The organism is Ideonella sp., from assembly GCF_041287625.1.
Taxonomy (GTDB): Bacteria; Pseudomonadota; Gammaproteobacteria; order Burkholderiales; family Burkholderiaceae_C; genus Ideonella.
The window spans coordinates 70,756-85,301 of record NZ_JBGGNH010000015.1; the positions used below are offsets into that span (position 1 = coordinate 70,756).

At 68.1% G+C, this 14,546-nt stretch carries 11 protein-coding genes; 3 read left to right on the forward strand and 8 right to left on the reverse strand.

The genetic code is table 11. From position 1 onward, the window contains the following. Nucleotide 1: 1 nt before the first annotated feature. Complete coding sequence (locus tag ACAH41_RS04590) at nucleotides 2-934, forward strand: 5'-nucleotidase (protein WP_325655782.1); 933 nt, start codon at nucleotides 2-4, stop codon at nucleotides 932-934. Here ACAH41_RS04590 and ACAH41_RS04595 read toward each other — a convergent pair. From ACAH41_RS04595 to ACAH41_RS04625, 7 genes are all read right to left on the reverse strand, one after another. Further along, complete coding sequence (locus ACAH41_RS04595; RefSeq protein WP_325655781.1) at nucleotides 907-1,209, reverse strand: hypothetical protein; 303 nt, start codon at nucleotides 1,207-1,209, stop codon at nucleotides 907-909. The genes ACAH41_RS04590 and ACAH41_RS04595 overlap by 28 nt on opposite strands. After that, the gene (locus ACAH41_RS04600; RefSeq protein WP_325655780.1) at nucleotides 1,200-1,328 is read right to left on the reverse strand and encodes a hypothetical protein; all 129 of its coding nucleotides are present in this window, start codon (nucleotides 1,326-1,328) and stop codon (nucleotides 1,200-1,202) included. Before ACAH41_RS04600 ends, ACAH41_RS04595 begins: the two co-directional genes overlap by 10 nt. 138 nt (nucleotides 1,329-1,466) lie before the next feature. Next, nucleotides 1,467-2,024 (reverse strand): hypothetical protein, encoded by a 558-nt coding sequence (locus tag ACAH41_RS04605; protein WP_370538202.1) that lies wholly within the window; start codon nucleotides 2,022-2,024, stop codon nucleotides 1,467-1,469. 69 nt (nucleotides 2,025-2,093) lie between these two features. After that, on the reverse strand, nucleotides 2,094-3,122 hold the full coding sequence (locus ACAH41_RS04610) for a PoNe immunity protein domain-containing protein (protein WP_325655778.1): 1,029 nt from the start codon (nucleotides 3,120-3,122) through the stop codon (nucleotides 2,094-2,096). Continuing rightward, nucleotides 3,119-4,729: a hypothetical protein gene (locus ACAH41_RS04615; RefSeq protein ID WP_325655777.1), complete on the reverse strand. Its 1,611-nt coding sequence runs from the start codon at nucleotides 4,727-4,729 to the stop codon at nucleotides 3,119-3,121. Before ACAH41_RS04615 ends, ACAH41_RS04610 begins: the two co-directional genes overlap by 4 nt. Further along, nucleotides 4,726-7,725, reverse strand: a complete 3,000-nt coding sequence (locus tag ACAH41_RS04620; protein ID WP_325655776.1) for a type VI secretion system Vgr family protein — start codon at nucleotides 7,723-7,725, stop codon at nucleotides 4,726-4,728. The genes ACAH41_RS04615 and ACAH41_RS04620 overlap by 4 nt, the downstream gene beginning before the upstream one ends. Nucleotides 7,726-7,840: 115 nt before the next feature. After that, entirely contained in the window at nucleotides 7,841-8,425 is a 585-nt protein-coding gene (locus ACAH41_RS04625; RefSeq protein WP_325655775.1) for a hypothetical protein, read from the reverse strand. 177 nt (nucleotides 8,426-8,602) lie between these two features. Between ACAH41_RS04625 and ACAH41_RS04630 the strand changes: the two genes are divergently transcribed. Further along, a complete protein-coding gene (locus ACAH41_RS04630; RefSeq protein WP_325655774.1) occupies nucleotides 8,603-10,078 on the forward strand; it encodes a peptide MFS transporter in 1,476 nt (491 codons plus the stop codon). A 28-nt stretch (nucleotides 10,079-10,106) separates the two neighbouring features. Further along, a complete protein-coding gene (locus ACAH41_RS04635; protein ID WP_325655773.1) occupies nucleotides 10,107-13,019 on the forward strand; it encodes a protein kinase in 2,913 nt (970 codons plus the stop codon). A gap of 17 nt (nucleotides 13,020-13,036) precedes the next feature. On the opposite strand, the gene ACAH41_RS04640 is transcribed toward ACAH41_RS04635, so the two are convergent. Continuing rightward, entirely contained in the window at nucleotides 13,037-14,488 is a 1,452-nt protein-coding gene (locus ACAH41_RS04640; protein ID WP_325655772.1) for an aldehyde dehydrogenase, read from the reverse strand. Nucleotides 14,489-14,546: the final 58 nt, after the last annotated feature.

Sequence of the window (14,546 nt, forward strand, 5' to 3'; positions counted from 1 at the left end):
GATGCCAGCCTCCCTCGACAACCGCCTCGTCGTCGCGATCTCGTCGCGTGCGCTGTTCGACTTCGAGCAGGAAAACCAGGTCTTTGAGGACAGCGACGACCGCGCCTACATGGCCCTGCAAATGAAGCTGCTGGACCAGCCGGCCGCACATGGCGTGGCCTTTTCGCTGGTGCGAAAGCTGCTGGACTTCAACCGCGGCGCGTTGCCGCTGGTCGAGGTGGTGATCCTCTCGCGCAACGACCCGGCCTCCGGCCTGCGCGTGTTCCGCTCGGCGCAGCACTACGGCCTGGGCATCGAGCGCGGCGCGTTCACCCGCGGCGCCAGCCCCTGGCGCTACCTGCGCCCGCTCGGCGCCCACCTGTTCCTGTCCGCCAACGAGGCCGACGTGCGCCAGGCCCTGGCCGCGGGCGTGCCGGCCGCCCGTGTACTGCCGCAGGCCGCACGGGCCTCGGCCGCACATCCCACCGAACTGCGCATCGCGTTCGACGGCGACGCCGTGCTGTTCTCCGACGAATCCGAACAGGTCTTCCAGCGCGGCGGACTGCAGGCTTTCCAGGACCACGAGGTGCTGCAAGCCCAAACCCCGCTGGCCGCCGGCCCGTTCAAGCCGCTGCTGGACGCCCTGCACCGCCTGCGCGCCAGCGCCGAAGACACCGGCATGACGCTGCGCACCGCACTCGTCACCGCCCGCGGCTCCCCGGCCCACGAACGCGCCATCCGCACGCTGATGGCCTGGGGCGTCGAGATCGACGAAGCCTTTTTCCTCGGCGGCCTCACCAAAGGTCCGTTCCTGCGCGAATTCGAGCCCGACTTCTTCTTCGACGACCAGACCGGCCACGTGGAAGGCGCCGCGCCGCACGTGCCGTCCGGCCACGTGGCGGCAGGCATTGCCAACCCCGCAGTGCGTCAGGCCGCGGGGACGACAGCCGCCTGATACGCCGCGACGAACTCCGGCGGCATGCGCCTCGGTTTGCCGCTGCTGATCTCGATGCAGATCAAATCCCAGCGACCGCGCATCAGCGTTTGCCCGTCGCGGGCGCGGCGCAGCTGGAAGCGGCGTTCCATCGCCAGCTTGCCGTCGCTGGCGGTCAGCCAGGTGGCGATCTGCAGCGCTTCGCCCTCCGAAGACGGCAGCAGGTAGTCGTAGTGGCCGTGGCGGATGGCCATCGCGCGGTCCAGCCGACGGTAGTCGGCCAGGCTCAGGCCCAAGTGCTCGGAATGCGCCCAGCCGACACGCTCGCACCACTGTTGGTGTGGTCCAGGCCGTCGATGTCCTGCGGCTGCGGGACGACTTCCAGGGTGAACGGATGGTGCAGGTCCCAGCTCATCGGCGCGGCGTTTCGTGCAAAAAAATGACAGGCGATGATAAGGATGCCACCGCGCAGCGGCACGCCTGGGGCGCTCAAGAAACGGCAATGGGGTCGTGATCCGCGCCTGCTGAAACAGGTTCCTTCATATGAACCCCTTCAGCCGGCCTCTTTCGCCGGAGCGCCGGGCAGTCTGACACTCCCGGCCGATGTCTGTGGGTTGGCCCCAGCTACCGGATGCAGATGCCGGGGCACCTGGCCCAGGTGATAGCCCTGCAACTCCCGCTCAAAGCCCGCGCGTGCCGCCACCGCCCGCGCATACGCCTCTGCTTCGCCGAATTTCAGTATCGAAAACGAAGCCGAACGCGCCGGCTTCACCCCATCGGGCGTGCGCGCCAGCCAGAAGCTGTAGGTCGCCACCCGGCCGTCTTCCCGCACCCTGCGTTGGTGCATCAGGTACACCCCGGCGCGACCCGAGGTGTTGTGCGCCCGCTTGAGCTGGCTGATCTCGGCCTTGGTGTAGGCCTGCGACTGCAGCGCCTGCTCATCGCGCCAGGCCTGAGCCGCCGCCAGCGCCGCATCGCCGCTGCCGTAGCGGAACAGCGTGAAGCAGCGCTGCAACAGCTTGCCCCGGCGCACCAGGCTCACACTCCAGCCAGCATCCCGGTCCATGGAATTGATGGCATACATGGCGTCGGTCGGCACCCTTCGCGGCATGGTTCATTTCCTCCTTGAGAATGCTTGCTTTGTGCCTGATGGCTGTTACACGCCGGTCAATGAGACACCTCAATCCTGACAGTCATCCCACTGCCAGATGGTGGTGCCGTAGTCAGTCCCGGCCTCCGGCATCACCTGCCCCTGCTCGAACCGCTGGCGGCTGCTCTCGCGGGCGGGGGTGAACCAGAAGCCCGTGCGTGGGCAGGACTGGCCGGCTTCGCAGCGCAGGCCTGCCGCGGCGGTGGCAGACGATGCACCAAGTCTCACCTTGTCCGCGACCTGATTCGCACGCGCCCAGTCGGCCAGATCCTTGGGATACACCAGATGATCGCGGAAGCTGCTGTCGTCTATGCCATGCAGCACACAGACGGCCGCCGCCTCGAAGGCCCAGTAGCCCTCGTAGTTCGAGTATTCGTCGGTGACTTGAAGGTGGCCGTTGTGCCAGGGCACGCCCTCGAACGCTTTGTACCAATTGTCGAGATAGGCCTTCATGAAGGCAACGGTCTCGTCGGGTGTGTTGGCGGTGTAAATGGCGTCGAGCAGCAAGCCGTAAGGGCGCTCGTGGAAGAACTCCTCGACGTCGCGAGGATCGGGCACCACCCGTTCGACCAAGGCTTCGAACATCATGTCGGTGCCGCGATAGCGTGTGAGCCAACTGGCGGCCTGTCGCACCGCATCGCCCTCGCCCAGCAGGATGCCAAGGCTTACGACATCAAGCACCAACTGGAAGTGAAACAAGTCTTCGAAGTAGGCGGGTGACCCATCGGTTCGAAGCTCTTCAGCCGAAGACTCGGCTAAGCACTTGATGTGCTGGCGATAAGCAATGTGCCATTGCTCGAACCATCTCACGACCTCAGAGAACAGCGGCAGGAGCGAGCTGATCGGATCACCTGCGGTGTAGTGCAGGCGTAGCAGTTTGAGCGTGTTCTTAAATGTCGAGCCTTGGCTTGACGCCTCGCGCCCGCCGATAGCTCGTTGCTCTTCAATCGCCTGCAGGTTGTTGCGTACTGAATGCGCCAAATCGATAGCATTCAAACTGAAGTATTTCTCCGTCAAAAACCTTTGCCGGCGTTTGACGCGGAACTCTGCTTCGCTCATGGTGCCTTCTTCTTAGTGCGAGTGGGCTTGGCAACAGTCTCTTCGGGCTTGGGCTGCTTCTTCTGCTCGTGCGCATTGAGTCGCGCAGCATCCACCGCGTCAATTGCCACCGCTTCCCACTCACGAGTCGCGCCATGCTCCATGTGAGGATGAATTTCGCTGCCAGTCTTGGCCAAATGCACGTCGGCTAAAGCTGTTACGTGATCGAGAGATCCTGAGGACTCAAGGGTAACAAGAACAGTACGGCGATGGCAGCGCTTCAATTCAATTGCATCTCGAGCCACCCGAGGAATGTTTTCACGCTTAGCCCTATCCTCAACCCAAGCAAGCCCCATCTGCATCAACGGCGTCTGCGTCCCCCGCTTGTCCGAACTGTCGCTCAGCAGGTAGTGCAGAAGTTGCTGGTCGGGGTTGAGCCCTGAAACCACTGGGATGAGACCCTTCTTCTCTTTGTATTTGCCAAGCCCGTAGACCGCGCCGATGCTCTCGCTGGCCTTGGCCTCCGTCACGGTGTACTGGCCGGCATGCTCCCAGACAGCGTCGATGCCGGGATGGTTGACCTTGGGCAGGTCCTCCAGGCTCAGGTTCACGGGTCGCTTGTCCACGTTGAGCTTGCTCACGGTCGCCGGCGACCACGCGGCCTTGCGTTCATCGTGCGGCCAGCTGCCGCCCAGGCGCTTGAGTTCGTAATAGTCGACCACGTGCTCGCCGATCAGCCCCTTTTCCTGCGCTGCCAGGTCCTTCAGCGCCTTGCGCGTGACCTGAACCGCGGTGCTCACTGGCCCGCCGGACTTGAGTGCGACAGCCTCGTCCTTTTCCTGAACCTTGCGCTGGGACTGCCGGGCCGGCACGCTGCCGTGGGGATGCACCTCGGCAGCATTGTGTCCCGCGCGCGTTCGCGTGCCCGGCACCGCGCTGGCGGCCACGGCCTTGCTGCCAACAGCCATCACCACCGCCGCCGCCTGCTCGCCCAACAGGTCTTCCAGAAACTCCCGGATCTCATTGCTGGCTCGCTGCAGGGCCGCATTGACCTTGCCTTGCAAGGCCTTGATCTGAGGCAGCAGTTCCTTGGCCAGTGCCTGTATGGAACTGGGAATCAACCAGCTTTTCCAGCCGCCGGCAGTGGACAGGAACTCGGTCAAGTCCACGCAGGCAGCCAACCCGGCATTGACCGCGTCAATGGCTTGCTGGGTGCGCGGCGCCCATTTGCCCAGCAACTCTTTGCGGATCCAGCCAATCGCGCCGCCCTTGGTCATGCCCAGCAGTTGCTCGACCGCGTCCAGCCCGCTGTGCAAGGCGCCCTTGGCGGCCCGGCGCTCCTTCCACAATGGTTTGAAGACAGTCTTGAAGGCGCTCCCTACTTCAGGGATGGCGCCGAAGCCGGCGAAGCCCAGGTTGACAAGTTGATCGGCCGTGGCGTTCTGGAAGCCGCCCTTGGTGCTGATGTTGAACACCGAGCCGGTGATGTCTCGCGCGTCCATGACCTGGTCGAGCACCGGCACCATGGAGATAAGCCCGCCCACCAGTTGGGCCGCGGTGTTCTGGTTCTCCTCGAAGTCCCCCAGCAGGAGCGTTTTGAAAAAGCTTTCGATGTCGGTGCGGTTCATTCTGCTGCCTCCGCCGCTGGCTCGCTGGTGTCGCCGATGGGCGGCTCCTTGGCGAGCAACGCCTCGATGGCGGCCTGCCCCTGCGACTGCACTTCGGGCTTGGCGAATTCAGCTTCGTCCGGCGCTGGCGGGGGCGCCACCCAATCGCGGCTGTCCTCGCCAAATTCCACGGTATAGGCGCCCGCTGGCACACCACTCAGAAGCTTGTAGCCCGCATCGTCGAGCGCACCTTGCAGCACCGTGCCATCTCCGAAAGTCACTTTGTAAGGCGCACCTGGCACCGGGGACAGGTCGTCATAGTGGAAATGCAACTCGATTTCCAGCGGCGCTGTACCGATCTTGCCCACAGGCAAGGCCGGCAACTCTGCCGCCTGGCTGCCGCGCCCCAACATCGCATGCGTCGCACTCTTCACCGTGAACGCCCCCGGCGTGGTGAACGTGATGTCGCCGCCTTCGAGCGTGATGCCGCTCTGCCCGGCGATCAGCTCGATCTTGCTGTTGGCGCTGATGCGGATCTCGTCGTTGACGCTGACGATGGTCACGCTCTGGTCGGCCAGCAGCTTGAGCTCGTCGGTGTGGGCCCTGAGTGACACCGGGCCGTTGGCAGCCTTGAGCTGCAGCCCGCCCTGGTGGGCGTAGAGGCTGCCGGTCTGGCCGCTGACCTGGGCCCAGGTGTGGGCCGCGCTGGCTTGCAGGTCGCCTTGGGCAACCATGGCCAGGCGTTGGCCGGCGAAGTGCTGGATGCTGGCCGGTGTGGCCTGCAGGTGGGCGCTGGGGGTGTCGAGCAGCATGGCCGGCTGGGCGAAGGCGGGCACCGGTTCGCCCTCACCGCTGCGGCCGTCTGACGGGACGCTGGCGGGCTGGCCGTTGACGCTCTCCGGGTGCTTGCCGTCTTGCTGCGGGTCCAGCGCCTGGATGAGTTTGGCCAGGTCCTGGCCTTCGTCGTGCGCCTGCAGGCCCTGGGCGCCGATGGCCTGCGCGGCCTGGCCCAGGCGCTGGCCGAGGTCTTGTGCGGCCTTGAGTTGGGCCAGGGCCTCCTGGTTGTCCATCTGGCTGCCTTGGGCGCTGCCGTAGGTGCCGGCGCGGGCGCTGGTGCTGATGAGCAGCCCTTGGGCGGCGCGCACGCTGGCCCAGCCTTGCGTGTTGGCTTCGAAGCCGCTGCCACGCCAGGCGCCGCGCTGGGCACTGCTGGCGCTCTGGCCGATCAGGTGGCCCAGGCCGAGTTCGCTGCCCGCGTAGCTGGTGGTCAGCCGAGTGCGCAGCTGGCCGGGTGCGTCGTCCACGACCCATTGGTTGTGACCGCCGCCGTCCAGGCCCTGGCTGTGCAGGCCGGAGAGCACGCCGGGGTGGTTCACGCCCGAGTCCTGGCCGGCGGAGAACGGCGGCGTCTGCGGGCCGTTGTAGACGCCGCCGGTGATCAGGGGCCGGTCGATGTCGCCTTCGATGAACTGCACGGCCACTTCGGCGCCGATGCGCGGGGTGAACACGCTGCCCCAGTTGGCGCCGGCTGCGGGCGTGGCCACGCGCACCCAGGTGCCGCTTTGTTCGTTGCCGGGCGCGTTGCCTTCGGTGTCTGCGCTGCAGGCATGCGCGAGGCCGCCGGCATTGGGCTGCTGGCCTCGCTGGAAGTGGAACTGGACTTTCACGCGGTGGTCGCGCTCGGTGGTGATGGCTTCGTCCGCCAGTCCGACGACTCGGGCGGTGAGCACGCTGGGGGCCGTGGGGCCCGCACGCCAGCGCGGCAGCAGCGGGGCCGCTGCCGGCACGGCGTGGAAGTGGTTGCGGTAGCTGCCGCGGGCGATTGCCGTGCTGCCCAGCAGCTCGGCGGCTTCGCTGCCCAGGTTGTTGGCGATGTGGTGCTCCACCGCCAGCACGGTGAAGGCGTTGTCCGGGCGCTGGCGGCTGGCGAGCTCGGCGCCGGCATAACTGAGGCTGCTGGTGTTGGCGCCGTACAGCGAATGGTCGATCAGGCTGAAGTTCGCCCCTGCACGCAAGGCCCGTGCGCCGCCCTGGCCTTCGAAGCGCTTGGCCTGCAGTTCCAGCGCGCCCAGGGCCAGCCGGGCGGCGCGCTCGGCGCCGTCGCTGTCCTGGTAGCGGTACGCACCCGCGCCGTCATAGACCTCCAGCGTGGGCACGTCGCCCAGTTCGAGCTGGCTGGGCTGGCTGGCGCTGCTGCCGGCCAGGCTCTTGTGGTTCCAGCTGCCCAGCGTGACGGCGTTGGCGGTGAGCTGGCGCTGGGCCATGAAGGCGGTGATGGGGTCTTCCAGGCCGGCCAGCACGGCGGTGGGATGCAGCTGGGCAAAGCGGATGTCGCCCAGGTCGTCGCGCTCGCTGCCGGCGTCGGTGATGACCAGGCAGTGGCGGGCCTGGCCGGCAGTGTCGGCCGCCGCGGCGGCGTCACCGCCCAGGTGCTCGAAGTGGTAGCTCAGGCCGTCTTGCGTGAGCAACCGCTGGACAAAGGCGAGGTCACTCTCGCGGTACTGGGTGCACAGGGAGCGTTTGCGCAAAGAGGCGCTTTGCACTGCGGCAATGCGCCAGTTCGCTGCCGGGTAGTCGGCGAAGATGTCTTCGACGATCTCCAGGCTGGTCTTGTCCTGATAAACGTAGCTGTCCAGGCGCAAGGCCAGAACGCTCAGCCAGGGTTGCATGACCAGGCGGTAGCGGGCCAGGCCGCCGTCCGAGCCAAGTTGGGCAGCCTCGACGACGAAGCCGTGCCAGGGGCGGTAGCCGCTATCCGCCTGCCTGAGGCTGAGCGTCATTTGCTCACCAATGAGCGTCTTGAGCTCGAAGTGGGCGGAGGTGGACAGGCAGTCGACGACCAGCTCGAACGGTTGATTCACCGCTTCGCGCATCACCGCGCGCTCGGCTACCAGCGACAAGGCCGGCAGCGCAGTTTGCAGCTTCAGCAGGCGCTCGGTTTCTTCCAGCCAGGCAGAGAAGTCCAGGCGCGAGGACAGGCCGGCGCTGAGCTGGCCCAGGGTGGCGTTGGTCGCCATTGTTTTGTTCTCCCTCTTGTGCGCCGCCGGGGGACTGACGGGCCGGTGGGGAGTATCCAAAACGGCTGGGGTCACGGGCAAGACGGCTTACAAAGCGATACCGCCACCGGCTCGTTTACGGCGCCACCCCCTTGAGCTCGAGCCGCACCAAGCCGATGCGCGTGCCCTTGCCGTCCGGCCCGGGTTCCAGGCTGACCTGGAACTGGTGGCTAGACAGGCCGGCCTTCAGCAGGCGGCCGCCGGGCTTGGGCTTGTCGGTCTTGCAGCGCAGCACGTCGTCGCTGCCGCTGGCCTTGGGCAGGGGCGTGTCGACCTGGCCGGGCTGGCCGCAGTCCAGCACCGTGCCCTTCTTTGCCAGGGCTTCGCGGTAGAAGGCGGCCACGCGATCCAGCGGGTCGCTGCTGAGGAACTGGCCGGCGGCAAGCGTGAAGCCGAAGCTGCCGCCCCACAGGCGGATCTGCGCCGAGTCCTTTTCGTCGTTTTTCTCGGTCCAGGGCTTGGCGCCGGGGTAGAGCGGCAGGCCGATGTCGGCCGGCGTGGCCGCTTCGTCGAACGACAGCCCGGCCTTGAAGCCTTCGGCCCAGGCCAGCGTGGTGCCCACCAGGGCCAAGCTCAAGATCGATGCGCCCACGACGGCCAGCAGGCGCAACGGGCGAAATGCAGAAATGCGGGAGGAGCGGAACGGGTTGGAGCGGGTCATGGCGGTGGCACCTGCAACTGGATTCGATGGCTGCATGTTCGGCCGCCAGCCCCTGGCACTACAGCTGCTTGCGACGAACCGCCGCCTGCGCGGCACAGGCCGCGCAGTGGCCGGCCAGGGCGACAATGCGCCCGCGCCAAAACCGCACGTCCCATCCTCGTTCAGCCCACCCGCACCTTGAACACCACCTTGCCCGCCAGCGCCGAACCCGTGCGCCACCCTTCCGGTTTGAAGGTCATCTTCCTGACCGAGATGTGGGAGCGCTACAGCTACTACGGCATGCGGCTGCTGCTGGTGCTCTACCTCACCAAGGCACTGGGCTATCCGCGCGCCGAGGCGCTGAGCCTGTACGGGCTCTACACCGGGCTGGTCTACCTGACGCCGCTGCTGGGTGGCTACATCGCCGACCGCTGGCTGGGCGCACGGCTGACCGCGGTGATCGGCGCCGTGGTGATGATGCTGGGCCATTTCGCGATGGCTTTCGAGCCGTTGCTGTTCATCGCGCTGGGGCTGCTGGTGGTGGGCAACGGCCTGTTCAAGGCCAATAATTCGTCGATGGTCGGCCTGCTGTACGACAGCCCGGACGATCCGCGCCGCGCCGGCGGCTACACGATTTTCTACATGTCGGTGAACATCGGCTCGCTGCTGGCACCGCTGGGCGCCGGCACGCTGGGCGAGGTCTACGGCTGGCACTGGGGCTTTGCCAGCGCCGGCGTGGGCATGGCGCTGGGCCTGGGCGCCATGCTGTGGCTGCAGCCGCTGCTGGGCCGCGCGGGACTGCGGGACGACCAGACCGGCGTGACGCGCCAGCACCTGCCGCTGGTGCTGGCCTTCTGCGTCGGCAGCCTGCTGCTGGTGCTGGCGGTGATGCAGGTGTCAAGGCTTCTGAGCGGCGTGCCGATGGGGCTGCAGCTGACGCTGGGCGTGGCCGCCGTGGTGCTGGTGCTGGGGTTCAGCGGCCGGCGCCAGCGTGGCGCTGCTACGGCCCGGCCAGCCCTGAGCCCGGTCGAACGCCAGCGCGTGCTGGCCATCGCGGTCATCGTCTTTTTCGTGATTTTCTTCTGGCTGGGCTACGAGCAGACCGGCGGCACGATGACGCTGTTTGCCGACGAGCAGACCGACCGTCACCTGTTCGGCTGGGAGATTCCGGCAACCTGGTTCCAGCTGGTCAACCCGCTGACCATCATCCTGCTGGCGCCCGCCTTTGCCGCGCTGTGGACCCGCCTGGACCGCTCACGCTACGCGCTGCCCGACCCGGCCAAGATGGCGCTGGGCATGATCACGCTGGGCCTGGGTTTCGTGGTGATGGCCGTCGCCCAGCAGCGCGCGGAGGCCTTCGGCCATGTCGGCCCGCTGTGGCTGGTCGTCGTTTATGTGCTGCACACGCTGGGCGAGCTGATGCTGTCGCCGGTCGGCCTGTCGCTCACCTCGCGCCTGGCGCCGCGCCACCTGGCTGGCCTGCTGATGGGCTGCTGGATGGCCGCGACCGGCGTGGCCAACTACCTCGCCGGCTCGCTGGAAGGCCTGCTGGCCGGCAGCAACATTCCGCCTTTCGTATTCCTCTACGGCAGCTCGATCGGTGCCGGCGTGCTGCTGCTGTGCCTCACGCCCTGGCTGAACCGGCTGACCCGGCGCACGCCCGGCGAAGGCTGATCACCGCCGCCATCCCTTGAAAGACGCGATGAAAAAGCTCGACAAGTTCTCGTCCAATTGGGCTGCCATCAGCGGCCTGCTTGATGAAGCGCTGTCGCTGCCACCGGCGCAGCGCGAGGCGTGGCTGGCCGGCCTCTCGGGCGCGGACGCGGACCACCGCGAAGCGCTGCACGCGCTGCTCGCCGGGCAGTCGAAGATCGAGTCGGGCGACTTCCTGGCCAAGCCGCCGGCCTTGCACGCCATGCCCGCCGATGCTGGCGAAGGCCTGGCGCCGGGCGGCAGCGTTGGGCCGTACCGGTTGGTGGAACGGCTTGCTGCCGGCGGCATGGGCACGGTCTGGATCGCCGAACGCGCCGACGGCTTGATGAAGCGGCAGGTTGCGCTGAAGCTGCCGCGGGCCGTCTGGGGCGATGCCTTTGCCGAGCGCCTGGCGCGCGAGCGCGAGATCCTGGCCTCGCTCGAACACCCGCACATCGCCCGGCTCTATGACGCCGGCACGGACGAGCAGGGACGGCCTTACCTGGCGATGGAGCTGGTCGACGGCGAACCGATCGATGCCTGGTGCCGCGAGCGCGCGCTGCCGCTGCGCGAGCGCATCGGGCTGCTGCTGCAGGTGATGGCGGCCGTCACGCACGCCCACGCCAAGCTGGTCGTGCACCGCGACCTGAAGCCCAGCAACATCCTCGTCACCCAGGATGGCCAGGTGAAGCTGCTGGACTTCGGCATCGCCAAGCTGCTGCAGGCCGGTGAAGCGACGCAGGAAACCGGGCTCACCGCCGCCCACGGCCGCGCGATGACACCGGACTATGCGAGCCCCGAGCAGATCGCCGGCGAGCCGCTGGGCACGGCCAGCGACATCTACAGCGCAGCAGTGGTCGCCTTCGAACTGCTGGCCGGCAGCCGGCCGTACCGCCTCAAGCGCGCGAGCGCGGCGCAACTGGAAGAGGCCATCGCCTCCGTCGAGCCCGCGCTGGCCAGCCAGGTGGCCGACACGCCGGCGCAGGCCCGGCAGCTCAAGGGCGACCTGGACGCTATCCTGCACAAGGCGCTGAAGAAGCAGACCGCGCAGCGCTACGCGACGATGGACGCGTTCGCGCAGGACCTGCGGCGGCACCTGGCGGGCGAACCGGTCGAGGCCCGGCCGGACCGGCTGTCGTACCGATTCGCCAAGTTCGTCGGCCGCTACCGACTGCAGGTCGCCGCTGGCGGCCTGGTCGCGGTGGCGCTGGTGGCGGGTGCTTCGGTCGCCGTCTGGCAGGCGCGGCTCGCGCGCAACGAGGCCGATGCGGCACGCGCGGTGCAGCAATTCCTGGAAAGCGTGTTCAGCGCCAACAGCGCGGACCAGGCCGACCCCATCAAGGCCCGCGACACCACTGCGCGCGAACTGCTGGACCGCGGTGCCCAACGCATCGACACCGAGCTGCGCGACGCGCCGTTTGCGCGGCTGCGGCTGCTGAAGATCCTGGCGTCCATGTACGAGGACATGGAGTTGGAACAGCAGCAGCTCGCGCTGTGCCGCAAGCGGCTGGCGCTGGCGCGCGAACTCACCGGCCCCGACAGCGACGACACCGTGCTGGCGATGGCCGACACGGCTTCTGCCCTCACGCAGCAGGAGCATCGCGAAGAGGCTCAGCAGTTGCTGAAGGACGGCGCCGCCATCCTCGACGCGCGCCATGACGACAGCTCGCAGGCGCGGCTGCGCATCGAGCTGCGGCAAGCGGCGCTGGACGCCCGCCTGGACCCTGCGCATGGCGAGGGCGCCGCGGCCCGGGCGGTGGCCATCGCGCGGCGCGGCGCGCCCACCGCCGACCTGGGCCTGGCCCTGAAGTGGCTTGGCCAGAATGCCTATTACGCCGGCCACCTCGACAAGGCGCGCGACGCGCTGACCGAAGCGATTGCGCTGGGCGAATCCCATCCCGAGTTGGGTGCCAGCCACCTGTTCACAGCCTACGTCACGCTCGGCGACGTGCAAGGCGCGCTTGGGGCCTACGAGGCCGCCCGGGCAAGCTACATGCGCAGCCTGGAGATCGCGCGCCGGACCGCCGCCGAGCCAGGGGCGGTGCACTTCACGGAATCGAACTTCGCCAACTTCCTGTTCGACACTGGCAGGTTCCACGAGAGCCTCGCAGTCGTCGCGCCGGCCTACCGTTTCGGGCTGACCGGTGACCTGCGCATGGGCATCGCCGCGCCGATGATGGTGGCTGCGCACGGCCGCGCGCTGATCGCCCTTGGCCGAACCGAAGAGGGCCTCGCCGACGTGGCCAAGGCACAGCAGCTCGGCGAGCGCTTCAAGGATGCGCCGGACTTCGCGGTGCCGCTGTGGAGCTTCCGCGCGGACGGCCTGACCGACCTCGGTCGCTTCGACGAAGCGCGCGCGGCGATCCAGCAGATGCAGGACATTGCCGACAAGGCCAAGTACCCGGCGGGAAATTTCATCCGTCCGGCGCAGCGGCGCCTGCTGGTCGCGCAAGGGCAAGGCGCGCAGGCGCTGGCTGCCTATCAGCAGGCGCGCGCCGAAAGGAAGATGCCCAAGGACCCCACCGCTTCGGAACCCATCCGAGGCTTGGCCGATGCGGCATGGCTTCAGATGGCCGCAGGCCATGCGGCCGACGCCGAGCGGCTGGCCCGCCAGGTGCTGGACAGGATCGCGCAAGGCCAGTCCGCCGACTACCAGCGTGAGCACGAAGCGCTGGCCACGCTGGTGCTCGGCCAGGCGCTGCTGGCCCAGCAGCACCCAGCCGAAGCGAGGCCCGTGCTGGAACAGGCCGTCAAGCTGCACCGCGCCGAGTACGACGCCGAGCACAGCCTGGCGCTGGCGGATGCCCTGCACACGTTGGCCGACTGCCAGCGCGCGCTGGGCGAATCGGCCGACGAGGCGCTGGCCGATGAGAAGCGGATCCGGGCGACACACGTGCGGGCTGCGGTCGCGCCGTCGCGCTGAAGAGGCGCCGCGAAGGCTCAGAACGGGTAGTGCCGCTCGGTGGTCTGCAGGGTGATCCAGCGCAGCTCGGTGAACGCGTCGATGCCCGCCTGGCCGCCAAAGCGCCCCCAACCCGAGGCTTTCACACCGCCAAACGGCATCTGCGCCTCGTCGTGCACCGTGGGGCCGTTGATGTGGCAGATGCCGGACTCGATGCGGCTGGCCACGCGCCAGGCGCGTGCCGTGTCGCGGCTAAACACCGCCGCCGACAGGCCGAACTCGTTGTCGTTGGCACAGGCAATGGCGGCCTCCTCGCCCTGCACGCGCACCACGGCCTTGACCGGGCCGAAAGTCTCCTCGTGGTAGATGCGCATCGCTGGCGTGACATGGTCGAGCAGCGTCGCGGGCATCAGCGTGCTGTCGGCCCGGCCGCCACAGACCAGCGTGGCCCCATGGGCGAGCGCATCGTCGATCATGGCGTTGCAGCGCTGCACCGTGCTCATGTCCACCACCGAGCCCAACACCACCGGGCCCAGGCGCGGATCCCCCAGCGGCAGGCTGCGCGCCTTGGCCGCGAGCTGGGCCACGAAGGCGTCGGCCACCGCCTCGTCCACCACCAGGCGCTCGGTGGACATGCAGATCTGCCCCGAGTTGGCGAAGGCACCGAAGGCGGCCGCAGCCACCGCGGCTTCCAGGTCGGCGTCATCCAGCACCAGCAGCGGCGCCTTGCCGCCCAGCTCCAGCACGCTGGGCTTGAGGTGCTTGGCGCAGGTCTGCGCAATGATGCGGCCCACGCGGGTGGAGCCGGTGAAGTTGACCCGCTTGACCGCCGGGTGCGCCACCATGGCCTCCACCACCGCGCCGGCATCCTGCGGCGCGTTGGTGACAAAGTTCACCACGCCCTTGGGCAGCCCGGCGTCCTGCAGCGCCTGGACGATCAGGCCGTGCGTGGCCGGGCAGAGTTCGCTGCCCTTGAGGACCACGGTGTTGCCGCAGGCCAGCGGCGTGGCAATGGCACGCACCCCGAGGATCACCGGGGCATTCCAGGGTGCAATGCCCAGCACCACACCGGCAGGCTGGCGCACTGCCATCGCCAGGCTGCCAGGCACGTCGGAGGGAATCAGCTGGCCCTGGACCTGCGTGGTCAGCGCCGCCGCCTCTGCCAGCATGCCCGCAGCGAGGTGCACGTTGAAACCCGCCCACAGCCCCGAGGCACCGGTTTCGGCGGCCATCGCGGTGGCGAATTCCCCCATCCTGGACTCCAGCGCGGAGGCCGCCTTGAGCAGCAGGGCGCGGCGTCCGCCTGGCCCGAGTGCCGCCCAGGCAGGCAGCGCGCCGGCGGCGGCCTGCACGGCAGCCACCGCGTCTTCAGGACCGGCGGCAGGGGCCACGGTGGCCACGCTGCCATCCAGCGGGTTGAGGCGCTCGAACGTGGCGCCGGAGCGGGCCAGCGTGGCCTCGCCGTTGACGAGCATGTGCTGTTGGGCCATGGGGCAACTCCAGGGAAAACGGTCCCGCACTTTAGAAATGCTGCACCGACGCGGCTTT

Excerpts from the sequence above, each read along its gene's own strand:
- ACAH41_RS04605 (WP_370538202.1), bottom strand. The coding sequence starts at position 2,024 with ATGCCGCGAAGGGTGCCGACCGACGCCATGTATGCCATCAATTCCATG.
- ACAH41_RS04600 (WP_325655780.1), bottom strand. The coding sequence starts at position 1,328 with ATGAGCTGGGACCTGCACCATCCGTTCACCCTGGAAGTCGTCCCGCAG.
- ACAH41_RS04610 (WP_325655778.1), bottom strand. The coding sequence starts at position 3,122 with ATGAGCGAAGCAGAGTTCCGCGTCAAACGCCGGCAAAGGTTTTTGACG.
- ACAH41_RS04620 (WP_325655776.1), bottom strand. The coding sequence starts at position 7,725 with ATGGCGACCAACGCCACCCTGGGCCAGCTCAGCGCCGGCCTGTCCTCG.
- ACAH41_RS04615 (WP_325655777.1), bottom strand. The coding sequence starts at position 4,729 with ATGAACCGCACCGACATCGAAAGCTTTTTCAAAACGCTCCTGCTGGGG.
- ACAH41_RS04590 (WP_325655782.1), top strand. The coding sequence starts at position 2 with ATGCCAGCCTCCCTCGACAACCGCCTCGTCGTCGCGATCTCGTCGCGT.
- ACAH41_RS04640 (WP_325655772.1), bottom strand. The coding sequence starts at position 14,488 with ATGGCCCAACAGCACATGCTCGTCAACGGCGAGGCCACGCTGGCCCGC.
- ACAH41_RS04625 (WP_325655775.1), bottom strand. The coding sequence starts at position 8,425 with ATGACCCGCTCCAACCCGTTCCGCTCCTCCCGCATTTCTGCATTTCGC.
- ACAH41_RS04635 (WP_325655773.1), top strand. The coding sequence starts at position 10,107 with ATGAAAAAGCTCGACAAGTTCTCGTCCAATTGGGCTGCCATCAGCGGC.